The organism is Thaumasiovibrio clandestinus (assembly GCF_047250365.1).
In the GTDB taxonomy this organism is placed as follows: domain Bacteria; phylum Pseudomonadota; class Gammaproteobacteria; order Enterobacterales; family Vibrionaceae; genus Thaumasiovibrio.
On the sequence record NZ_JBLBVL010000006.1, the window covers coordinates 153,172 to 177,525 of the forward strand.

Annotated in this window: 18 protein-coding genes; 5 read left to right on the forward strand and 13 right to left on the reverse strand. The window is 45.0% G+C overall.

Annotated elements, in window-relative coordinates; genetic code table 11:
* Positions 1 to 9: 9 nt before the first annotated feature.
* The 6 genes from modC to ACKLNH_RS10895 form a co-directional block, all read right to left on the reverse strand.
* Entirely contained in the window at positions 10 to 1,083 is a 1,074-nt protein-coding gene (modC, locus tag ACKLNH_RS10870) for a molybdenum ABC transporter ATP-binding protein (protein WP_413112280.1), read from the reverse strand.
* The gene (modB, locus tag ACKLNH_RS10875) at positions 1,083 to 1,766 is read right to left on the reverse strand and encodes a molybdate ABC transporter permease subunit (protein ID WP_413112281.1); all 684 of its coding nucleotides are present in this window, start codon (positions 1,764 to 1,766) and stop codon (positions 1,083 to 1,085) included. The genes modC and modB overlap by 1 nt, the downstream gene beginning before the upstream one ends.
* The gene (modA, locus tag ACKLNH_RS10880; RefSeq protein ID WP_413112282.1) at positions 1,763 to 2,470 is read right to left on the reverse strand and encodes a molybdate ABC transporter substrate-binding protein; all 708 of its coding nucleotides are present in this window, start codon (positions 2,468 to 2,470) and stop codon (positions 1,763 to 1,765) included. Before modA ends, modB begins: the two co-directional genes overlap by 4 nt.
* A 107-nt stretch (positions 2,471 to 2,577) precedes the next feature.
* Positions 2,578 to 3,207 carry a hypothetical protein gene (locus ACKLNH_RS10885; RefSeq protein WP_413112283.1) on the reverse strand — a complete coding sequence of 210 codons (630 nt, stop codon included), beginning with the start codon at positions 3,205 to 3,207 and terminating at the stop codon, positions 2,578 to 2,580.
* A gap of 90 nt (positions 3,208 to 3,297) precedes the next feature.
* A complete protein-coding gene (locus tag ACKLNH_RS10890; protein WP_413112284.1) occupies positions 3,298 to 5,220 on the reverse strand; it encodes a putative bifunctional diguanylate cyclase/phosphodiesterase in 1,923 nt (640 codons plus the stop codon).
* Positions 5,221 to 5,441: 221 nt separating this feature from the next.
* Positions 5,442 to 7,313 carry a DEAD/DEAH box helicase gene (locus ACKLNH_RS10895; protein ID WP_413112285.1) on the reverse strand — a complete coding sequence of 624 codons (1,872 nt, stop codon included), beginning with the start codon at positions 7,311 to 7,313 and terminating at the stop codon, positions 5,442 to 5,444.
* Positions 7,314 to 7,736: 423 nt separating this feature from the next.
* Here ACKLNH_RS10895 and ACKLNH_RS10900 point away from each other — a divergent pair, with 423 nt between their 5' ends.
* Positions 7,737 to 9,731, forward strand: a complete 1,995-nt coding sequence (locus ACKLNH_RS10900; protein ID WP_413112286.1) for an exoribonuclease II — start codon at positions 7,737 to 7,739, stop codon at positions 9,729 to 9,731.
* Between the two features lie 223 nt (positions 9,732 to 9,954).
* Positions 9,955 to 11,196, forward strand: a complete 1,242-nt coding sequence (locus tag ACKLNH_RS10905; protein ID WP_413112287.1) for a GGDEF domain-containing protein — start codon at positions 9,955 to 9,957, stop codon at positions 11,194 to 11,196.
* Between the two features lie 197 nt (positions 11,197 to 11,393).
* Here ACKLNH_RS10905 and malG read toward each other — a convergent pair whose 3' ends face one another.
* The 3 genes from malG to malE all read right to left on the reverse strand — a co-directional run bounded on the left by malG (position 11,394) and on the right by malE (position 15,121).
* Positions 11,394 to 12,284, reverse strand: a complete 891-nt coding sequence (gene malG, locus ACKLNH_RS10910; protein ID WP_413112288.1) for a maltose ABC transporter permease MalG — start codon at positions 12,282 to 12,284, stop codon at positions 11,394 to 11,396.
* 11 nt (positions 12,285 to 12,295) lie between these two features.
* Positions 12,296 to 13,873 (reverse strand): maltose ABC transporter permease MalF, encoded by a 1,578-nt coding sequence (malF, locus tag ACKLNH_RS10915; protein ID WP_413112365.1) that lies wholly within the window; start codon positions 13,871 to 13,873, stop codon positions 12,296 to 12,298.
* 66 nt (positions 13,874 to 13,939) lie between these two features.
* Positions 13,940 to 15,121, reverse strand: coding sequence for a maltose/maltodextrin ABC transporter substrate-binding protein MalE (gene malE / locus ACKLNH_RS10920; RefSeq protein ID WP_413112289.1), 1,182 nt, complete (start codon positions 15,119 to 15,121; stop codon positions 13,940 to 13,942).
* Between the two features lie 549 nt (positions 15,122 to 15,670).
* On the opposite strand from malE, the gene malK reads away from it, so the two are divergent.
* From malK to glgX, 3 genes are all read left to right on the forward strand, one after another.
* Positions 15,671 to 16,780 carry a maltose/maltodextrin ABC transporter ATP-binding protein MalK gene (malK, locus tag ACKLNH_RS10925; RefSeq protein ID WP_413112290.1) on the forward strand — a complete coding sequence of 370 codons (1,110 nt, stop codon included), beginning with the start codon at positions 15,671 to 15,673 and terminating at the stop codon, positions 16,778 to 16,780.
* A 921-nt stretch (positions 16,781 to 17,701) separates the two neighbouring features.
* On the forward strand, positions 17,702 to 18,997 hold the full coding sequence (locus tag ACKLNH_RS10930; protein WP_413112291.1) for a carbohydrate porin: 1,296 nt from the start codon (positions 17,702 to 17,704) through the stop codon (positions 18,995 to 18,997).
* 223 nt (positions 18,998 to 19,220) lie between these two features.
* Positions 19,221 to 21,167: a glycogen debranching protein GlgX gene (gene glgX, locus ACKLNH_RS10935; protein WP_413112292.1), complete on the forward strand. Its 1,947-nt coding sequence runs from the start codon at positions 19,221 to 19,223 to the stop codon at positions 21,165 to 21,167.
* Between the two features lie 124 nt (positions 21,168 to 21,291).
* On the opposite strand, the gene ACKLNH_RS10940 is transcribed toward glgX, so the two are convergent.
* The 4 genes from ACKLNH_RS10940 to ACKLNH_RS10955 are packed head-to-tail and all read right to left on the reverse strand — an operon-like array spanning position 21,292 to position 24,351.
* Positions 21,292 to 22,080, reverse strand: coding sequence for an esterase/lipase family protein (locus ACKLNH_RS10940; protein WP_413112293.1), 789 nt, complete (start codon positions 22,078 to 22,080; stop codon positions 21,292 to 21,294).
* A gap of 21 nt (positions 22,081 to 22,101) precedes the next feature.
* Positions 22,102 to 22,611: a chalcone isomerase family protein gene (locus ACKLNH_RS10945; protein WP_413112294.1), complete on the reverse strand. Its 510-nt coding sequence runs from the start codon at positions 22,609 to 22,611 to the stop codon at positions 22,102 to 22,104.
* Between the two features lies 1 nt (position 22,612).
* Positions 22,613 to 23,101: a DUF2878 family protein gene (locus ACKLNH_RS10950; protein ID WP_413112295.1), complete on the reverse strand. Its 489-nt coding sequence runs from the start codon at positions 23,099 to 23,101 to the stop codon at positions 22,613 to 22,615.
* A gap of 11 nt (positions 23,102 to 23,112) precedes the next feature.
* Complete coding sequence (locus tag ACKLNH_RS10955; RefSeq protein ID WP_413112296.1) at positions 23,113 to 24,351, reverse strand: class I SAM-dependent methyltransferase; 1,239 nt, start codon at positions 24,349 to 24,351, stop codon at positions 23,113 to 23,115.
* Between the last annotated feature and the right edge of the window lie 3 nt (positions 24,352 to 24,354).

A 24,354-nucleotide genomic window follows, 5' to 3' on the forward strand; every position in this document is an offset into this window, starting at 1 on the left:
TAAATACGTTTATTTACAGTTGAATGCCAGTATCTTGAGCCCCTTAATCAACGCATAGCAGCGATCACCAATCTTAAGATTCAGCTCGTCAAACGCCCATTCGGTGATGTTGCAAAGCAGTATCGCACCATCAATTGCTAACTCAAGGGTAACGAGATGTTGGTGGGACTCTTTGTCTACACCTTGCAGCACAACCTTTAGGCTATTGCGAATACTCGACTTAATCGGCGCTTTGGCAATGGCTATATCTCCGGCAATAATATTCACCTTTACCGCATCCCCTAAAGCATAGCCCAGATTATTTACCCATAATAATTGACCATCTGCCATTTTAATAGCTGTCATTGGGTATTTATCGTGATAAGCCACAACCGTGCCCAATAATAAAGAACTTAATACCGTTTCATTTATAAAAGGCCTTATTTCTTTGCCTGACCATACATCACTCAGTGCCCCATAGTTGATACACTTACCATTATCAATCAGTATCATATGGTCGGCCAGTTGGAAAATCTCATCCAAATGATGAGAAACAAAAACAATTGGCACTTGCTGAAAGTTCGCCAACTTAATCAAATAACGAATTAATTCAGCTTTTCGGCGCGTATCAAGTCCTGACATCGGCTCATCTAACAGCAGTACCTCTGGAGAATGTAATAGGGCACGCGCTATCGCTACTCTCTTTTTCTCTCCGCCCGAGAGTTGTGGCGGATAGTGGCTGAGTAATCCATTAAGGTCTAGTAATGTAACAATCGCATCATATTGATGGTGGTTAGCCGCTTGCTGCGAGTACAACAAATTCTCTTTAACAGATAGGTGGGGAAACAAGCGGTCATCTTGGAAAACATACCCTACACGACGGCGGTATATTGGCACGTTATGCTGACACTGTTTATCAAAGTACACGGTGCCATTAACGGTGATACGTCCCTCATCCGGTGTTTCTATGCCCGCAATTAAATTGATAAAGGTGGTTTTCCCTGCGCCAGAGGGACCAAATACCGCCGTAATCCCAACACTCGGGATTTCAACATTAAACTCAAAATGCGTTCGACGATGAAAAGTGGTCTCAACTTTGATCATTACGGTCGCTTCTCCTGAATTCGCTGAAAATACTCAGACAGTGCCACCGCTAAATATGCGAATAATACTGAAACCACACACAATCGCAGCGCCTCCCACTCGCTACCAGGTACTTCTAAATACTGATATATCGCTAAAGGAATAGTTTGAGTTTGTCCCGGAATACTCGCGACAAAAGTGATGGTGGCACCAAACTCCCCCAATGCACGCGAAAAGCCCAAAATAACAGCCGAAATAATGGCGGGGTAACAGAGCGGCAAGGTAATGGTGACAAAAACACGCCACGGCTTAGCCCCTAAGGTTTGCGCCGCAACCTCTAACTTGGCATCGACTGATTCAAACCCACTACGTAATGCCCTTACCATTAAAGGCAATGAGACCACCGCTGACGCTAAGGCAGCTCCCTTCCAGTTGAAACTGAATGTCATGCCAAACCACATATATAGCCAACGTCCGATTGCACCTTGTTGCCCCATCGTCACTAACAGCAGATAGCCAATAACCACCGGAGGAACAACCAGAGGCAAGTGAATAACACTATTCAATACCGACTTGCCACGAAACTGATAACGTGCCAATACCCAGGCAAGCAATAGCGCAATGGGAAAACTGCCAATAATTGCGGCAGCTGAAACCTTAAGGCTTAAATAGATGGCATTAATTTCAAATGGCGACAATATCATAATGGCGTGAATCCATAGCCATTCAATATTTGTCGCGACGTGTCTTGATTCAACGCTGTTTGTAACTGTTGACCTAACTCGGTTAATGCGACCGACATGTAGACAATTGGCGAATGGTATTGCGCCGGTATAACTTGCAAAATATTCACCCGATCAGAATGAACGGCATCTGTCTTAAATACCACGCCCAACGGAACGCTACCGATCTCGACAAACCGTAATGCATGCTGAACATGTCGCGCAGGTATCCACTGCCCACGATCAGCAATGTTCAACGCTTCGACCGCCTCCATCGTATACATACCAGCTGGAACATGAGATGGGTCCCCAATTGCCAGCGTTCCTCCTTCACCAGATAACAGCTCTAACAATGACATTTGCGCAAAATGTAACGATAGCGCCTTACCACCAATAACGACAAGCTGATTACTAACAAATGGTGGCTGGGGTGGTAAGTCGTAACGTTGTTGTACACTTTCCGCCCATGTGGGATGCGCTGAAATATACAGGTCAGCCGGCGCTCCCTGATTGATCTGCCGGGCCAGTTGTGCAGAAGACCCTTGTATTAACACGGCATCGATATTCATCTGTTCAAGCACCTGTTTAACGGGCTTGTACATCGAAGAGGCCACATAGACTTGGAGAGAAGCACTCTGTGTATTAAACGCGATCATTAACGTAATAAGCCAAAAAGCCCGTATCATATCCTTATACCTTTCACCGCTTCGTGTTATGAGCGCTAAGTATACCTAACATTCCACCGCTAATGATGTGAGCAGTATAAGAATAAGCGTGATGCACACTGTATAAGTTAGGAGAATTCTTTATTTAGATCAACAAGAAAGCTACGTGCAGACAATTCAATGTCTATCGCTTCTAAGTAGTCGAAAGCTAACTGGCCCAGTTTTTTACTTGCCTGGTTAAGATAATCTGCTGAAAAAACCACGTCTAACTTTGTATTAGAGTGTGTAATTTGAGTAAAGCAACTAATGATGAGCGGATTAACATAATGTACCATCCCTTGCTCTACTAACATTGAGCCAACGCCTTGATTACGATACGTCGAGAGCACAGCGATTAGATTAAAATCTATTGCACAGTACCAGTGTCCTTTTGAACGCCAAAAACTCACCGACACCTTCATTAAACCACAACATATTGGCCCTTTGCTTAAAGTGATATCAGCATCTATCGTTAACGAACGGCGACCAACAACATCTTCATTAATCCAGTACTCCGGTAGAGTAAACAGTGTCTCGACGGTGGCTTGTCCGGCTAAATCTTGGTTAAAAGATGATACAAAAGCAGATTTCTGATGTTGTTCAAGGGCGTTTACCTGCATCGTTAAGCGCTCATTCACTTCCCACTCACGCTGCTGATTAAACTGTAACGCTGTTTTTAACCGTTGAAAATCAGCATCCATCTGTATCGTTGAGGCCATCTCCGCTCCCTGCTCATCGCCTGCATCAGTTACTCAGTATATTAGCTCACATTAATACTACTGTGCTTTCTGCCATTTATGTACCAAAAATCAAGCAATAGCAAGCTCCCTCTGCCATTCAACTAATTCATGTACCAAGCATGGACGAGAGTAGAAAAATCCTTGGACCTGATCACAACCAAGGTGCATCACCGCCTCGTTTTCTTGGCTTCGCTCAACACCTTCGGCTACCACCGTCAAATTTAAACTTCTTCCTAACTCAATGATCGTTTTTGTTATTGTCACTTTCTCAGGCCGCTGATCTATCATGTCGATAAAAGCGCGATCAATTTTCAACTTATTAATAGGATATGCTGATAGATAAGAAAGGCTTGAATACCCAGTGCCAAAATCATCAATGCTCAACGCTACGCCAAGGCTCCGAATGCGGTTTAACGTGGTTAACAACCGCTCTTCGTGCTTCATCAATATTGTTTCTGTCAACTCTAATTCGATCCACCGCCCATCAACATCGTAGCTAGAGAGAAGCTGCGCCAAGCGTGACACAAAGTCAGGTTGAAAGAACTGTAAACTTGAAACATTCACCGAAACAGGGACTAACTCAAAACCTTGCTTATGCCACTCAGCTTGTTGCTGTATTGCGGCTTCTAACACCCAATCTCCAATATCTGTAATTAATCCGGTCTGCTCGGCAAAAGGAATAAACGTCGCGGGTAATTGTTCCCCTTTCTCGGGTTCGTCCCAGCGAACAAGCGCTTCCATTGCAGTCATCTCTCCAGAATGAACTTCCACAATAGGCTGATAACGTAAAAAGAATTCTCCACTCTTTAACGCATTTCTCAAACGTTTCTCTAAGCACAGCTGTTCAAATGCAAGCTCTGCGTACTCTTCACTGAAAAAATGGTACCGTTTTCGACCAGCTTGCTTTGCTTGGTACATCGCGATGTCAGCCGCACGGATCAGATCCCAACAATCATCACCATGATCTGGGTAAAAGCTCACGCCCATAGATGCAGAGAGATTGAATTCAAATCTCGATATTGTGCATGTCTGATTCGATGCCTCTAGCAACTGCTTCACCTGTTGATTGAGCTCGGCGACACCTTTTAGCTTACGATAAACAACCACAAATTCATCACCACTTAAGCGGTAAACCACCCCTTTTTCACCGACGGATTGGCGCAGCACTTGCGCCATCATCATTAACGCTTGATCACCAGCAATCTGCCCCAGCGAATCGTTAACCAGTTTAAACTTATCTAAATCCAGAAAACATACAGCCAATAACTCACCCGCTTGGTGAACGCTAATCGCAGCATTTAGCTCCTTTTCTAAGGAATGACGATTGGGTAAGCGAGTTAACTCATCAAAATAGGTGTGAAACTCTAATTTTTGGGTTGCGGTTTTACGTAACGACACATCACGAGCAACTCCCACCATACCAACAATACTGTCTGTTTCATCAACAATGGGGACTTTCGTTACTTCAACCCAGTCGCAATATGGGCTTAAATAATCGGTGCGCAGCTCTGCTACATGCTTCTTGCCATTAGAGAGTATCGTTTCATCCTCAGCCACGTAACGCTGAGCAACATCAGCCGGATAAAGGTCAAAATCGGTTTCACCTAATAACGTATCCGCTGAACGGCGATGAATTCCTGCAAATGCGTTATTCGCAAAAAGAAAACGACCTTGGGTATCTTTAATCCAGTTGAAGTCTGACGTGCTATTACACAGTGCCCGTAGGCTTCTATTTTCTAAGTCAACTCGCTCTATATGTTGTTTTAAATCATAAAAATCACGTAATGCTTGATGTATGCGTTGGTAACAAATAAATACCCCATATAAAGGTACGAATAAAAAGAGAGCATATCGCGAGGGAAAAGGAGACAACACGAAAAGTACAATAATCGATCCCAACAATAACAGACAAGCCATAAATGAGAACAGGACCACTCTACCAACAGGCGAACGCATTAAGCTAATCAATGGGTTAAGCGTAATTTGAAGCATACTACAATATTTACTCGATTCTGTGCTCGAAAAGGAAGCACACTGTCGACCTATTTCGTTTAATAATATGAAGCTTAGCTATAACGGATTTTGTCAGTGTTGAAAATACCCTGTTCACGGCTTCGAGAGACATTGCACCTAGAGACTGGTTATTCACTCTTGTTACATAAAAAAAACCTCGGCTAGGCCGAGGTTTTTATAAAATGCGTTAATCTCACAAATTATTGGTCGCTAGCAGGGCGACGACGGCGTTCACCGCCAGTATGGCTACGCTCACCACGATGGCTTCCACGATGATCACCACCACGGTTACGATCAAAACGACGCTCGCCTTCGCGACGACCACGGCCACCTTCACGGTTACCACGGAAACCACCACGATCACCACGTGGACCACCACGACGTTGCTCGTTCATCACTTCACCTTCAACCACAACAGCATTTGCTTGGTTCTGGCGAATGCGCAGTTTCTTAAGTTGAGTCGCCACTTCTTGGCTCATCTTCTTCGGTAACTGAACATATGTGTGTTCTGGCGCTAGTTTAATCGCACCAATGCTGTCTTTGGTTAGACCAAGTTCGTTAGCGATCGCACCAACGATGTCTTTAACTTGAACACCTTGCTCACGTCCAACTTGTAGCTGATAAGTATCCCAATCAGCTGCATTAAATTGACGACGCTCACGGCGTTCACCACCGCGCTCACCACGTTCGCCACGCTCACCACGGTTTTGACGACGTTGCTTCTCACGCTCAAGTGCTGCAATCATTGGGTCTGGACCGTTATAGAATAACGGACGGTTACCTTGCTGACGCTTAAGCAGCATGGCTGCCAATGTTGCTGCATCTACATCGATGGTGGATTGTAGTGATTCGACCAACTCAACAAATTTGTCTAGCGCTGGCATTTCTTTGTCTGAAGACAAATCTTCACCCAAGCGTGTAAGACGTGCAGCAGCAACCGCGTCACGTAGTGGTAGCTGAATCTCTTCCATGCGAGACTTAGTCACATGTTCAATTGTACGCAGCATACGAATTTGGTTAGTACGAACTAACAGAATCGCTTTACCAGTACGGCCGGCACGACCTGTACGGCCAATACGGTGAATATACGATTCGACATCAAAAGGAATGTCATAGTTAAATACGTGTGTAATACGTGCCACATCAAGACCACGAGCAACAACGTCTGTTGCTACCAAAATGTCAATAACGCCACGTTTGATATGGTCAACAGTACGCTCACGCAAAGATTGTGGGATATCACCATGCAGTGCTGCAGCTTTAAAGCCACGTGCAGACAACCAATCAGCTAGGCGTTCAGTATCTTGACGTGTACGAACAAACACAATAGAAGCATCGGTTTCTTCGGTTTCTAAAAGACGTGACATTGCTTCGTCTTTCTCTACGCCTTTAACAACCCAAAACTGTTGCTCTACTTTTGCAACAGTGCGGTTTTCACCCGCAACGTCAATACGCGCAGGATCACGCAAGAAACGATCAACAATCTGCTTAACCATTGGTGGCATGGTTGCAGAGAATAGTACACGCTGAGCGCTAGATGGTGCTTGTTCCATGATCCAAGTAACATCATCAACAAAGCCCATTTTTAACATTTCGTCTGCTTCATCAAGAACGAAAGTGTGGACTTCATCAAGATGCAAACGATCGCGTGTAATCAGATCTTTTACACGACCTGGTGTACCAACAACGATGTGAGCACCAGTTTTAAGTGCGCGCATTTGATCAACGATCGATGCACCACCATAAATTTCTAATACCTTCAGGCCCTTAATATTTTGACCTAACGTTTTCACCTCTGCAGCTACCTGAATCGCTAGCTCGCGAGTCGGTGCCATAACAATTGCTTGAGGCTTATGTTGGTTTAGATCTAACTTATTAAGTAAAGGAAGAGAGAAAGCCGCTGTTTTACCAGTACCTGTTTGTGCTTTACCTAAAGCATCAGTACCTTTTAAAAGCAGGGGAATAGAAGCAGCCTGAATTGGCGTTGGAGCTGTAAAGCCCATCGCGTCAAGTGCAGATAATAGGGTGTCGGCCAGATCTAACTGGCGAAATTCTGTGACAGATTCTTGCATTGGGATCCCAATAAATAATCGACTAAAAAATAGAGACCCCTTAAGCTCAAAGGTTCTGCAACAGCAACCGCAGCTATGGGCCTCGACAAATGAGGCGCGGATTCTACGTCATAACTTTCACAAATACTAGAAAAAAATGAACCTCATCACATTTTTACTTAAATAATCGTAATAACAGCTCAAAAAATGACTTTTTCGAGCACCAATGTCAGATTTAACTGACTTTAAGCCCATCTGCACCTTCTTCATGATAGGTCAAGATTACCAAGCCTGATAGGTTGGATGCAGCATCAATCGACAATATAGCAACTGGCCTATACTGTTTTCAGGTTCGATCTTTTCAGGTCAGATCTGGCTCAACACTTGGTTTTACCCCGTCTAGCCCGTATAGTATCAAGGTTATTAACCTGAGATCTGGATACGATGTTTCAAGATAACCCCCTACTAGCCCAACTTAAGAAAGATATTCAAGAAAAGCTGCCTAAAAAAGAAGGAACCATCAAAGCAACGGAACGTGGTTTTGGTTTCTTAGAAGTCGACAATAGTAAAGACAGCATTTTTATCCCACCGTCATATATGAAAAAAGTCATGCACGGTGACAAAGTTTCTGCGTTGATTCGTACTGAGAAAGAGCGTCAAGTCGCAGAACCAGACAACTTAATTGAAGCATCAGTATCTCGATTTATTGGTCGCGTTAAGCTCTTTAAAGGACGCTTAAACGTTGTACCTGATCATCCGCAACTAAAAGATGCAATAAAAGCAAAAACTCAAAAGGGGTTGTCAGCAGACGCATTGCAAGAAGGCGACTGGGTCGTGGCTCACCTAACCCAGCATCCTTTGCAAAAGGATAACAAAACATTTTTTTGTGAGATTAGCGAAAAAATCACCGACCATGATGACAAAATTGCTCCTTGGTGGGTAACCCTTGCTCAACATAACCTTCCCAATGCAGAACCCGCAGGCATCGATAACTGGACAATGCTAGACGAAGGACTTGAGCGAGAAGACTTGACCGCCCTACCGTTCGTTACCATTGATGGCGAATCGACCAAAGATATGGATGACGCGCTATATGCTGTTAAAAACGATGATGGCAGCTTTAAAGTTACCGTCGCCATTGCAGACCCAACCTCTTATATCGAGGTTGGTGACAGTATGGATGATGAAGCCCGCAAACGAGGCTTCACGGTTTACCTCCCGGGTCGAAATATCCCAATGCTACCGCGCGAACTCAGTGATGAACTGTGTTCGCTAAAGCAAGATGAACAACGCCCTGCTTTGTGCTGCGAAATGCACATTGCTGCCGATGGTACGATAAAAGACACCATCCGCTTCTTTGCGGCATGGATTAAGTCCCAAGCCCGCTTAGCTTATGATCATGTTTCTGATTACTTAGAAAATGGACAATGTGACGCCTGGCAACCTAACGCTACCATTGCAGAACAAATTGCAACGCTGCATGCCTTTGCTAATGCACGTACCAATTGGCGTAGCCAAAATGCGGTAATTTTTCCAGATCGCCCCGACTATCGTTTCGAACTAAGTAAAGAAAACGATGTTGTTGCCATTCACATTGAACCGCGTCGTACCGCCAATCGCATGGTCGAAGAGGCAATGATCACCTCAAATATCTGTGCGGGTCGTGTCCTAGCTAGCGCGTTCAACAAAGGGGTGTTTAACAGCCATGCAGGGCTAAATAATGACAAAATGGCCGATATTATCGCGCTTCTCAATGAACATGATGCACCATTTGACGCTGATCAGCTCAAAACGCTTGAAGGCTTCAGTGCCCTACGTCGTTGGTTAAATGACCAAGAAACACCTTATCTAGACAACCGTATACGTAAATACCAAGCGTACAGTGAAGTCGGTAATACACCACTCCCTCATTATGCGATGGGCCTTGATGTTTACGCGACGTGGACATCACCTATCCGTAAATACGGCGATATGATAAACCACCGAATGCTGAAAGCGGTCATCACTGGCACAGAGCCTGTTCAACAGCCAGATGACACCGTTGGAGAAGAGATGGCATTGCACCGCCGCGTACACCGCATGGCAGAGCGCGGTGTCGGTGATTGGCTATATGTGCAGTTGTTACAAGAGCATCTAGAGAAAGAAACAAAATTCACCGCTGAAATCTTTGATATTAATCGCGCAGGTATGCGTATCCGTCTACTTGAGAATGGTGCATCAGCGTTTGTTCCCGCACCACTTATCATGAGCAACAAACAGCGTATCGAATGTATTGGTGAGCAAGGTGTCATTAATATCGACAAACAACGCGAATATCAATTAGGTGACCATATCGAAGTGCAATTGGCAGAAATTAAACATGCCACACGCAGCATCGTTGCAAAAACCACCAAAACATACCCTGACGTCATTACTATTGATAGCGATAGCGCAGAGTAGCGATAAAATTGTTTACTCACTTAAAAAAGCCACTGACGGTGGCTTTTTTTATTTTTGTACAGTTATTAACATTCCTTAACCGTATTGCTTAATTAACCAGCAAACAAGCATCTCACTTTTTATTGTTAATTAACATTATTCATTCTCTGTCGTTTGAAATGTCTATATCATGACATCAGTATCTGATTGTTATATTTATGCATTATCACAAACGAACTCATTGATGACATTATCACCAATTAAAATCATCGCGACGCCTGTTTTCCGGATTTTCTTTCCGCTTATTGCTGTCGGTTATCTTATCTTCAATCTTGAAGAGCTCATCACCGCCTCTAGCGATTATCTAGATTTGGTGGTTTTTTTACCCTATGCTGGCTTCGTGTTAACGATAGCCCTTGCTCACCCTTTTAATCAAGGGCGTACAGCGCAAGCTGCATTTTTAATGCTACTCAGTTATTGGGTTATTCAAAATCAACTGCAAGACCCGCTCTTTATTGGTAATAATCGTTTAATTTTTGCCATGATGGCTGCATTGTTGCCACTCAACTTAAGCGCACTACTAATTTTACCGCAGCGGCGACCATTCTCCCAACAAGGAATCATTTACTTTCTCTGGACGATTGTACAGTTGCTGGCTGCGAATCGTGTGCTCGATGAGCTCATCCCTTACAGTAACGAACTATGGCAGGGCTACCTATATTACTTGCCCAATAAATCCCCACTACCCATTTTATTGCTGGTATTAAGCATTCTCATCATTTGCTTAGTGGCACTAATTATCATTCGACGTAACAAAGGTTCAGATCAAGTTATCTTCATTTGCTTAATGTTCTCCACATCAACATTTTTGCTCTTCGATTACCCTTTCATATCCTCTACTTTCTATAGTGTGGCTGCCATTTTGTTGATTGCTAATATTATTAGCAGCAGTCATGAGCTCGCCTTTATCGATCAGTTGACGGGGATCCTCGGGCGTCGCGCACTGGAAGACGAAATGAAGCACCTCAGCCGCAAGTACACCATCGCGATGCTGGATATTGACCACTTCAAAAAGTTTAACGATACCCATGGTCACGACACTGGTGATGATGTGTTAAGGCTGGTTGCCAAGCAAATGACGCTAACAAATGGCGGAGCTCAAGTTTACCGTTATGGTGGCGAGGAGTTCACTGTACTGTTCAAAAATAGAAACACCCAACAAATCATCGAACATTTGGAAGAGTTGAGAGAGCGTATCGCTAACTATCCACTGATTTTACGAGACAATAAAAAGCGCCCTGATAATCGTAAGCAAGGGAAGAAAATGCGGCAACAAGCGGTAAAACGTAATGCCGTTAATGTCACGATCAGTATTGGCGTTACCGATGGCAAAGGCCACGCTAACCCACAAGAGGCAATGAAGGCAGCGGACAATGCGCTTTACAAAGCAAAAAAGAAAGGCAGGAACTGTGTTGTTTCGGCGTAGTCGCAAGAAACAGCAATGATAAAAACCCCGGCTGTTCAGACCGGGGTGGTTACAATAACCTGCAAGGACAGGTCCAGCTATGCAGTAACGCCAATAAACGAGTTAATGCAGTAGTGTCGGCGGCCAAACCTTTCTACAGCACGTTAGCTCAGAAGTTGAGGCTGACCCTAAGTGAAAAAGCCGCCCCATTTTTATAATTATCCTTTAACGCCACCGGCGGTCAAACCACCTACCAAGAATTTTTGTGCCAATAAGAACACAATGGTAATCGGTAGTGCTGATAGCACAGCAGCCGCAGCAAAGTCTCCCCACAAATAATTTTGCGGATAAAGGTACTGCTGCATACCTACAGCCAATGTATATGAGTCAACGTCTCGAAGCAAGAGCGAAGCGACCGGAACCTCGGTGACAGCGGCGATAAATGAAAGGATAAAAACGACCGCCAAAATCGGTACTGATAGTGGCAACAAAACTAAGCGGAAGGCTTGCCAAGGCGTAGCCCCATCCAATGCTGCTGCTTCCTCCAATGAGAAGTCAATTGACTCAAAGTAGCCCTTAATTGTCCAAACGTGCAAGGCAATGCCGCCCATATAGGCAAAGACAACGCCCCCGTGGGTATTTAGCCCCAAGAACGGCACGTAAGCCCCTAAACGATCGAACAGAGCATAGAGCGCCACCAGCGCCAATACCGCAGGGAACATTTGAAAAATCAACATCGACTTCAGAATGAGGCCTTTGCCTGCAAACTTCATTCGCGCAAATGCGTAGGCACAAGTCGTTGATAATGCAACGATCCCTATCGCCGTTAACCCTGCCACTTTGACCGAATTCCACAGCCACAATAAAACAGGGAATGGTGGCGGTGTCATCGACCCATCAGCATGCTCAATTGGAATGCCTAGCGCCAACTTCCAGTGATCCAAAGATGGATTGGTTGGAATAATCGAGCCAGTGGCGTAGTTACCTTCTCGGAACGAGATAGCCACGACCATCAGCAAAGGAAACATAATAATGCACAGAAAACAGATCAGACCGATATGTGTCGCCAGTACGCGATATTTTAGAGATGCTGGTTGAACCATTGCCATGAGAATACTCCTTATTCTGCTTCCAGTTTGGTGAATTTCAGGTTAAGCAGTGATAAGCCACCCACTAACAAGAAAATGATCGTCGCGATGGCGCCTGCAAGACCAAAGTCTTGCCCACCCGCGCCTTCAAAGGCGATGCGATAGGTATAGCTAACCAGTAAATCGGTGTGGCCCGCTGGAACACTGGTACCAATCATGTCAGGTGCACCATTGGTTAATAACTGGATTAAAACAAAGTTATTAAAGTTAAAAGCGAAGCTCGCAATCAATAATGGGATCATTGGCTTGATCAGCATCGGCACTGTAATACGGAAGAAGTTATCAATCGGCCCAGCACCATCCATTGCTGAGGCTTCATATAGATCATCTGGAATCGATTTTAATAACCCCATCGCTAAGATCATCATATACGGGTAACCCAGCCACGTATTTACGATGATTATCATCGTTTTAGCCAGTAATGGGTCGGTAAACCAGCGCGGACTTAAGCCAAATAGTCCTTGTAATACCGCATTGATCTCACCAAAACTCTGATTAAAGAGGCCTTTGAAGATAAGAATCGAAATAAACGCAGGAACAGCATATGGCAGAATTAACAACACGCGATAAACACCACGCCCTTTTAGCTCTTCCCATGAAATGATTTGGGCCAATACAACACCAACAGCTAGCGTTAAAATAACCGTTAGGCCTGAAAAAATAATCGTCCAGACAAAGATCTTTAAAAACGGCTCTTGAATACCCGGATCTGAAACAATGCGTGCGAAGTTACCGAAACCAATCCCAACAATAAAGCCGGGAGAAATTGGTTCACCGATAAACTCGCCTTCGTTATCTATCTGCTGATAAAAGCCAATTTCATAGTTGGGCTTTAAGGTTATCTCTTTTTGTTGATCGAACAGTGTTTCACCATCTTCAGCAAGCAAATAAACCGGACGAATCCCGGCAAAATTACGCAAACCAGACATGCGAAGGTCTGTACCATCAGGGGTTTCCACCGTCAGTCCACTGATGGCAGAGCGATTCTGAATGACTAAACGCAACGGGGCTTTATCACCGATAGGTTCGCCGCCTAGTGTGAGTGCTACCTTTTCTTGTGGCAGCGCATTAATCGCATAGCTCGGTGTTGATAACCAGCCTTCTGCTGTTTCGACACCAATAATATATTCGCCGTTAGACTGCTCATATAAGCCAAAGCTATAACTGTCCCCACTTTGGAATGTACGCTGCATTAACACACTTTGAGCACGCTCGAATGTTAACTGATTACTGCCACTGTAGTTAGTAAAGGCCAGCCCAATGGTATAAATCAAAGGGAAGATAATAAACAGGATCATGCCCGCTACGCCAGGGTAAATATAGCGGTGAGCATAGGTCTTCTGGCGGGCAAAAACGTAAATACCTAGCGCCGTTAAGACTAAGGTCAATAAAGCGAATGCCGTTTCGCCACGGGCGTACATTAATATCGTGGCATAACCATTGATAGTACCAACTAGAGACAACAACCCAACTTTTATCATTGCTGATTTATTCATCTTGGGCTTGCGTTCCTCTTCAACTACCACGTCAGCGGTTTGATAAGACTGCATCATAGATCCTCACAGTGCATCTTAAAACAATACGAGGGGGAAATTCCCCCTCAACTTAACAATTAATTACTTGGTCATACGTTCTGCAACAGTGTTTAAGGCATCCTCAATGGACTGGCGTCCAGTGATGACGTTACCGATTGCTGCTTTTTCTGCATACCAGAAGGCAGACATCTGAGGGATATTCGGCATGATTTCACCGTGCATTGCGTTGTCCATTGTTGCTGCAATGCGTGGGTCAGCAGCTAGCTCGTCTTGGAATGATTTTAATGCTACCGCGCCCAATGCAACGTCATCATTAACTGAGCGTAAACCTTCATTGGTCAACAAGTAGTTTTCAATAAACTCAATCGCTAGATCTTGGTTTGGCGATGCAGTACTAATACCTGCCGTCAATACACCAACGAAAGGCTTAGATGGGTTACCGCTCAACTTAGGTAGCGTGGTAACGCCATAGTTAATTCCAGCCGCATCAATATTGCTCCATGCCCATGGACCATTAATGGTCATCGCCACGTTACCTTGATTGAAGCCGCCTTCTGCAACAGAATAGTCAGTATCGGCAGAGATTACACCACTATCGACCATGCCCTTAACAAACGCCATCGCGCGTTTTGCACCGTCGTTATTTACGCCAACATCCTTCGCATCATAACCGTCAGCAGTAAACTTAAAGGCATAACCCCCATCGGCAGCCAGTACTGGCCATGTGAAGAACGGTTCTTGTAGGTTCCACATGATGGCACGCTTACCTTCGGCAGACAGCTTCTTATCTAACGCTGCAATGTCTTCCCAGTTCGCTGGTGGCTCGGCGATCAAGTCTTTATTATAAATAAGAGACAGTGCTTCGACAGCAACAGGGTAACCAACATATTTGCCTTCATAAGACACTGCGTCCCACGTAAAATCAGTAAACTGCGCTTTAAAGTCTGCTGAAGGGTTCACTTCTGCCAGTAAACCAGCTTGTGCATAGCCACCAAAGCGGTCATGAGCCCAAAAGACAATATCTGGGCCATCACCCGTTGACGCTAGTTGTGGAAAGCGCTCTTCCAAAGCATCTGGATGCGCAACACGAACTTTTACGCCAGTATCCTCTTCAAAGCGTTTCCCAACTTCAGCTAGGCCGTTATAGCCTTTGTCACCGTTGATCCAAATGGTCAACTGACCTTCTTCAATCGCAGCGTGCGCAGATAATGAACCAAGTGCTGTAAGGGTACACAAAGCTACCGTGCTGAGGATTTTCTTCATTTTTATATCCTTCCTGATTATGAAATGTTGATGCGCTCAATGGCATCGTTGTATCTGGGGGACATCATCTGAAAAATCGCATTCCGCCGCATCATCCCAGTCCCTACGCCCCATTATTAAAAATGAAAATTCGTGATCTCCATAGGTACTTTAGGGTGATCTCATTCACGGTTTTCCATATTTTGTGATCCAGTGCAGGCGTTTATTTCTAGCCCGTTTTATACCCACACAAGCATTTGGATATATTGACCTGACACCTCATCCCCCAAAATACCCCTAAATTTACTAAGGTAGGGATGAGGCATTGCAGCGGTAATTTAAGCAAAATAGCGTCGTCCCTTAGGAATAAGGGGGGTAAGATATGTTGTTTCACCTTTTGTTAATTCCCTGCTGGATTTAAGGAAGCGTAAACATCAAGGGGAAATGGTGTTTACTTTTTCCGTGGCATATTATCCGTATGCCACTTTTTCTTACCTAACACGTATTTTAACCTGTTTGTGGCCTGATAAAATGCAGGCAGGCGATATTCACAAGAAGAAGGAAGACACAATGACGAGTGTCACGTTAAGAAATGTATGCAAAGCATACGGCGACAACTTGATATCAAAAAATGTGGATCTAGACATTAACGAAGGCGAATTTGTCGTTTTCGTTGGTCCGTCAGGTTGTGGTAAATCTACTCTACTGCGTTGTATCGCGGGATTAGAAGACATTACGTCAGGCGATCTTTATATCGGCGAGAAACGCATGAATGATGTGCCGCCGTCGCAGCGCGGTGTAGGAATGGTATTTCAGTCCTATGCGCTATATCCGCACCTCAACCTTTTCGACAACATGTCCTTCGGCATGAAACTGGCGAATGCAGATAAAGCCGAAACGAAAAAACGCGTTGATCATGCTGCAGACATTTTACAACTCGGTCACCTTTTAGACCGCCGACCTAAAGCGCTTTCGGGCGGCCAACGTCAGCGTGTTGCGATTGGGCGTACGCTTGTTGCGCAGCCGAAGGTCTTTCTCCTCGATGAGCCCCTATCCAACTTAGACGCCGCACTACGCGTTCAAATGCGCATCGAGATTGCCAAGCTGCACAAACAACTTGGTTGTACCATGATCTACGTTACTCACGACCAAGTAGAAGCGATGACCATGGCAAACAAAATCGTCGTTCTTGATGGGGGTTACGTTTCTCAAGTCGGTAAACCGCTAGAGCTGTATCACTACCCAGAGAATCGTTTTGTTGCCGGCTTTATCGGCTCTCCAAAAATGAACTTTATGAGTGTTTCTATTGAGAGTGTCGAAGAGAATCGAGTCATGGTTCAGCTCGCAAATGGCAATACTTTCTGGATCCCAGTCGATGGCTCGACGGTGAAGAAAGGCTCTCGCATGTCATTAGGCATTCGTCCTGAACACTTAGTCACTGCAGAAGAAGGTGACGCGGTGCTTGATGGCACGGTACAAGTGGTTGAGCAACTCGGCAACGAAACTCAAGTCTACCTTCAGGTACCCGGCGCTGATGCCAACGTGATTTATCGCCGTCCGGACACACTACAAGTTGAAAGCGACCAAAACTACAAAGTGGGCATCCCCGCTTACCGTTGTCACTTGTTCCACGAAAATGGCAATGCCTGTCGACGACTACATAAAGAAATCGGCTGTTAAATAAACACAACGTTATGTTGGCAATAATACCCTGAAGGCTGTCTTCGGGGTATTTGTCGTGGGTGAATTATCGACCTATTGTCACATTAAAAGCCTGTCGATCGCTGACAGTACAAGCCTTTAATATTGACCTTGTGACATTATCAAACATCAAGCACCATTGGATATATATTTTCACGCCATAGTAAAGCCACAACTAATAACTCAATTACGCGTAACTAAAGAACACCCAATCATAACAACCTCTGCATTAAATTATAACATAGACATAATTATCTTCATCGTTAACATTTTAATCTATACAACGACACGTCACACATGGCTTACATTTCCCCCCTTAATTCTATGCCATACCATCATTAATAATAGCGTCGTCTTTCCCAGAGCATTTTCACAGAAAACATACCGTAACATCAAAAACATGACCAAGATCTCATTCAATAAAAGTCATATAAAACAACCACTTAAAGAGGATGTGCTGCATGTAGCATCACACTAGACCCTTCTACTCCCTTTAAAAACTAGACAAGAATAATGAGCTAAGTCACTGTCTGTAGTACTGCATTCTAGTGTCAGGTCGATCTTGATCACATGGTTTAGCTCCCATCCAAATAATATGTTCAGGCTGAACAAAACGTGACCTAAACACTCCTCCTCCCTTCTCCTCCTTATCCTCACACCCCTTAGGATGATTTATCTAATCAAGAGCAAGAGCAATATATACCTGTCCAAACGGGAAGAGGTAACCACTGCCATGTTAGTTCTAGCAAACAATACACCTTGAGATTGTTAGACGGTGATATTTATATATTTACCTTTTTTCTCGCATAGATTTAATCGCTTGAAAATACAAGCGTATAAGAAACACCAAAACATAAACGGAATAATAAAAATACAATGTTCCATTAAGGAGTAATACCAATGAAACTGAACAAATTGTCTCTGGCAACTGCAATTGCTGCACTAGTATCAACAGGCGCATCAGCTGTTGATTTTAACGGTTACATGCGCGCCAGCGTTGCAACCAACGCAGACGGCGGTGCCCAAGCTTGTTACGGAAATGGCGGCTCTGGCCACACTGTCGGCCGCTTAGGCGATGAATGTGACACTTATGCTGAAATTAGTCTCGGCAAAGAAGTCTATAACGTTGACGACAAATCATTTTACTTAAAAACCACTGTCGCTTACGCCACACCTGAAGGCAACGTAAACAAACAAGGTAACTCAATGCAGCGAGTGGGTGACGGTGGCCCATGGGACAGTGGTAACACATCACTCCGTGAAGCGTTTGTCACCACGAACCAAGGCAATTACAGTCTATGGGCAGGTAAGCGCTTCTATCAGCGTAAAGACATCCATATTTTGGACTTCTACTACCTTAACAATTCAGGGTACGGCGCTGGTATTGAAAATGTTGATACTGGTTTTGGTAACTTGTCACTGGCATGGACCATGTCCGCGGAAGACTGGCAAAGTGGTGTTACTGATGAAGACGGGGATATGGCGGGTAACTACCCAGGCGGCATCCACGGTGATGACTGGCGTCGAGCCCACAAAATTGACGCTCGTCTTAGCGGTATTGAAACAAACAAAGATGGCAGCTTGGAACTTGGTTTTATTTATGGAACAGCGTCACTGTCAGATGATCAAAAAGCAGCGGTGCCTAATCCAAACCTTAGCGACAATGACGGCGTCTTGCTAACACTAGAGCATACGCAAGGCCACGCTGCTGGATTTAACAAATTAATCTTCCAATACGGCTCTGATGGTTTAGCCGTAGGTGGCTTTGATAACCACGCAGGTGAAGGCCTAGCAGCACTAAAAGGCGACGGCTGGCGTGTCATTAACTGGGGCGTAGTTGAGCAAGAAAAGTGGAATCTCGGTTACTCATTTATTTATGGTGAAAAAGATGTCGATGAAGTGGCCAACACTGCATGGATGAGCACAGGTAAGACAGAATTCTACAACCTCGTCGTTCGCCCATCGTATAAATGGAGCAATACGATGAGTACCGTTGTTGAACTAGGGCACGCTAACGAAAAAGTCAACGGTGACAGTAACGATATAACCAAAGTAACACTGGCACAGCAGTGGACTGCGGGCGATAACTTCTGGGCACGTCCTTCTATTCGCGCTTTTGTTACCAACTATAGCGGTGACTCTGTTAAAGATAAAGCAGAGACAATGGCGGGAGTCCAAGTAGAAGCATGGTGGTAAACATCACCTAGATCTTCTCTCAGCAGCCGGTTTGATACCGGCTGTTTTTTTTAGATTAAATAAGAAATGACTAACACTGGCCGCTATATGACTCTCATCCACTTCCGTACGACGCTATTTTTCAGTCAGTTTTGCTTGATATGCACCAAAGAGCATGTAAAAGTGGCTACACCACTTGATTCAAAGCAGTCACTACTGCTTATTTCACATTATAAGGACGTTTATGGAGTGGCAAATAAAACCAGGTAAAACAGATAAGCTTGGCGCAACTCTCACCCCAAAAGGCTGCAACTTCGCGATTCATGCCGTTAATGCAAAACATCTTCATTTGGTCCTCTTTAACAGGGAAGGAGAAGAGACCTATTTCCCCCTTCTGCATCATCGTCGGCATACCTACGCTCTCCAAATAGACAATGTTGTCGCTGGCTCACGGTATGCCTATTGCCAATTTCATCTTGGGGAAAAACGTTGGCTTATCGACCCCTATGCCGACGCACTGACTGCCCACCCATTACATCCAAATATCGATATTAACCTCGTTGTCGACCACAACTTTGATTGGCAAGGCGCATCCGCACCAGCCAATGAAAATCAATCAACAGTATTATGTGAAACCCACGTAAAAGGCTTTACCCAATGCCACCCCGACGTACCTGAAGAACTAAGAGGTACTTATCTCGGTTTATGTCACCCTGCCGTTATCGATCACTTTAAACGCACTGGCATCACGACAATTCAACTACTCCCGATTACAACAAAAAAAGATGAACAACACCTTATTGATAAAGGGCTAACCAACTACTGGGGTTATAACCCCGTTTGCTTTTTTGCACCAGATAAACGCTTTGCCGTTAATGACCCTGTCGTAGAGCTAAAAACGATGGTCAGAGAGCTGCATCGCCATGATATAGAAGTCATTCTCGATGTGGTATACAACCACACAGCCGAAGGCGGCGATGGTGGGGAACTTCTGCATTATAAAGCACTCGACCCACAGTTCTATTACCAGACATCACCGGGACAATATGCCAATTTTACCGGTTGCGGGAACACCGTCGATCTCACCCATCCCCCTGCATTGCGATCCGTTCTCGACTCACTACGTCACTGGGTAGAGACATACCACATCGATGGATTTCGCTTTGATCTTGCCGCCACTTTAGGGCGACGAAAAGATAAATTTGATATTTATAGTGGTTTCTTTCAAGCGGTCTACCAAGACCCAGCACTACAAAAAACAAAACTGATTGCAGAGCCTTGGGATATTGGGCCTGATGGCTATCAACTTGGCCACTTCCCACGCGGGTGGAATGAGTGTAACGATAAGTTCCGCGATACTATGCGCAGCTTTTGGCATGGTGAAGGTGTTGGACTCGCTGACTTTGCCACCCGCTTAATGGGATCACGAGATCTCTTCAGTGCCTCACGTTGGCCAGATAAGCTAAGTGTTAATTACATCACCTATCACGATGGCTTTACCCTACAAGACTTGGTTTCCTATAACCAACGCCATAATGAGGCTAATGGCGAAAAAGGCAAAGATGGGCATGGCGACAACCGATCATGCCACCACGGCATTGAAGGCCCCACGGATAACCTTAGTATTACCGCTGTACGCGAGAAGCAAAAACGCAATTTTATGCTAAGCCTGCTGTTTAGCTTTGGGATCCCGCACGTCCTCGCTGTCGATGCCCTCTCCCATTCACAGGGAGGCAATAACAATGCTTACTGCCAAGATACCCCAGTAAGCTGGGTCAATTGGGCTCTTAATGAGCGTCAACAACGCTTTCACAAATGGCTGGCTGCAATGATCCGTGCCCGTAACACCTATATGAAACCTTTTATCGAAAATTTCAGTGGTAATACAAGGGAAATGCACAGAATTCGCTGGATGAACTCCAATGGTTCACCGATGACAGGGGGTGATTGGCACAAGCAGCATGCTATCGCGTTACATTTGGGCTTATACAATAATGGCCGTGAGTTGCTGTACCTGATTAACCCCACCAAGATACCAACACGGTTCCGCCTTCCTAATGGTAACGAATGGCAACAGATATGCGATACCTCTGAAACACAAATACAGAGTAAAACTTGCAATAATAGCTACATGCAAGTGCCACAATCTCTCACCATTCTCTATCGAAAAACAGGCTATAACGAACAGTAATCACGATAGCCTCGCTGGCAGAATTTAAACCCAATAATCGGTGCTTTGTGGTACGCCTCCCTACATGAGTGACCTATAAGGGGTCATCCATGCAGGGAGGTGCTCTTTATAAAGAAATGGCTCATCACAATGCGAATCGACCATGACGTAGAAAATGAAGGACTTGCTGATGTACCCTATCGTTGTACATCATAAAGGTATGGGTAACGGGTAAAACAATATGTGCCGACATTCCTTCTATTTTTGTATTATCAACCGATACTTTTCCATCGTCAGGGTTTGGCAGAAATTGCGATAGCAAAGGGTTAACACTTCTAGAGCCTGCAATCACACCAAGGTCGAAATGTACCTCACCTAACTGGTTGGGAACACTGGCTGGCTCTGTGCCCAACTGTTGCCCTGCAGGACCATTTAGCCATAAAAAGCCCGGCGCATCTCGCAACGTATCAACAACCTCACTCCCTTGGTTCGGCGGCCCTAGCATGACAACCCTTCCCAACGCAGTAAACGCATATTCCCTTAGGTAATAACGGACTAATATCCCACCCATGGAGTGAGTAACAAAGTGAACTGGGGTTCTACCTCCGCACTGGCTCAACGCTTCTTCAATCGCCATCGGCGCCAATATCTCAACGGGGTGCTCGGTTGACGGGTAACCCTGATTGACAACAAAGTAGTTGGCATCACTTAGCACCGGCTCTAAGCTCGCCATCGAAGAACGACTTCTGGCCAACCCATGCAGCAAGACGACACAAGACATGTCGCTGTTGTTGACTTCAAGGCTAGTGTTAACTTCAAGGCTGGTGCTGACATTAAGGCTGTTGCTTCCCAAGAGAAGATGATGATTGAAACTATCGCTAACAACCATTTGGCTAAACAGACAAAACGCACCTAACACCAAGCATCTCAACACAATCATTCCTTTCAATAATTCCTATTGCAGTCTCGACGCTTGTCCAATTAACTGACGACGCAAGCGAGGATAGGAGGTTTGAGGCGACAGCCAGATCGCGATAAATGCTGCGCTCAAATCAGGGTCCGTAAACTCCGCAATAACACTGTTATCGAACCAAAACTGGCTCTGTCCATCGGGCTGTTTCACAAACGTTAATGTATCTCCTTTTTTCACATCCGGCCATACCTCATCCAATGAATCGAGCCACGATTGCCGCCGTGTTGCGCTGTAACCGAGCTTTTTCCATTGCTGATCCGTCGCTTTTAATAGCTGTCGACTGGATAAATCGCGCAGATAGTTAATTTCAAGAGCGAGGTCTCTATCTGTTTGATAACTCCCTGACGGAGAGCGCAAATGGGACTCGTAAACTGTCCAGAAGCCCCATGTTAAAGTAGCACTCCCCACCACTGGCCACTGTTGCCAGTTAGCAAGTAATGGCGAAGAAACGCTCGCCAAACACCACATTGCAAGCCATACCAATATCCGCATTTTACCTCCTTACGGCCTTTATCCGATAGCCGGTGCCGACATAAAGCAATGCACAAATCACCAGCCAACAGACAAACAACAGAGATAACGTAAAATAGAGTTGCAGCGGAAATACCACTGCACCGAGTTGCTCGCCCGCTTTATAGCTGAGCACCGCTAAACCAGCACCGCCAACAACAAAGAAACCAACCGGCATGCGTTCAATAACCGGCCTAATTTGCCAGTAAAAAACCCCAAAGCCGAGCCACAGCACCGCAAGCCAAGGCGGGAAACCGCCGCTACTAAACGAAAACACACCAAACGTAAACAGCAGAAAATCGAGACAAGAGCCCCCTACTGCAACAACAATAGCAGGGATAAATACGGCTTTATTCACCAGAAAATAGAAGGTTAGCAGTGGTAATAGCAACCAGAGTGCCGAGTTTTGCCCCATGATGCATAACAACCAAAAAACGTTAAAGATGCATGAGGTAATCACCATCGAGCGCATAATTCACACCCTCAAACCCACTTTGGTCGCGACAATGTCAATTGAATGGCACTAATACTGCGCTCCCAGAACCCGCCTTCGCAATAGCTCAAGTAGAAACGCCACAAACGCATGAAACGTTCATCAAAACCTTGCGCTCGAATGGCGCTACTGTTTTCATTCACACCGTCATGCCAGTCTTTAACCGTTCTTGCATAGTCGTAACCAATATCTTTCAAATCTCGACAAACGAAATCGGAATGACGAGTAAACGACGACTGCAACTGCGAAACCGAAGGAAGAAAGCCGCCAGGAAATACATACATCTGAATAAAATCAACATTCTGGCGATAGTAATCAAAGCGCTGATCAGCAATGGTAATCGCTTGTAGTACTGCCAGCCCTCCCGGTTTCAATAGGGTTTGGCACTGCTTAATGTATTCGGGCAAATAACTCAGCCCAACGGCTTCGATCATTTCCACTGACACCAATTTATCGTAAATGCCATCGAGCTCACGATAGTCCCGCAACAGCAAAGTGACACGGTCACTCACTCCTTCCTCAGCGATACGTTTTTCAGCCCATTGATACTGTTCAGCCGAAATGGTGGTGGTGGTGACACGGCAACCAAAATGCTTCGCCATGTATATCGCCATTGCCCCCCACCCAGTACCAATCTCCAATACATGGTCATCGGGTTCCAACTGCAACTGCTGGCAAAGGCGATGCATTTTGTTAACTTGAGCCTGAGCTAAGTCATCTTCTTTTGATAAGTAGATCCCCGATGAATAGAGCATCTGAGAGTCCAAGAATTGGCGATAAAAGTCATTACCCAAGTCGTAATGTGCTGAGATATTTTTTTTCGCTTGCACTAAGTTGTTACGATTAAGCCAATGCGCAATTTTATTCTTAATGCGTAACGCCCCGCCTATCCGTTGCTCTAACTGGTCTAGCATCGGCAAGTTTCTTACAACAACGCGAATAAACGCGGTTAAATCAGGCGAGTCCCAGTCGCCATCTATATACGCTTCTCCAGCTGCAACAGAGCCGCCGCGTAATACCCGAACATAAAAATCTGGCTTTCTAATAATAAGTTGCGCCTGCATCTCTGAGTTACTGTCACCAAACTGATAGACACCGCTACCCTCTTCAATGAGTGTTAAGCCAGCATTTGAAATACGATTAAGAAAAAGGTGAACCATGTTTCTTGAGGTCTTTTCGGATACCGTCATCTCAAATGAACAGCTAGTGTTTGATGGCAAGTTACTCATACC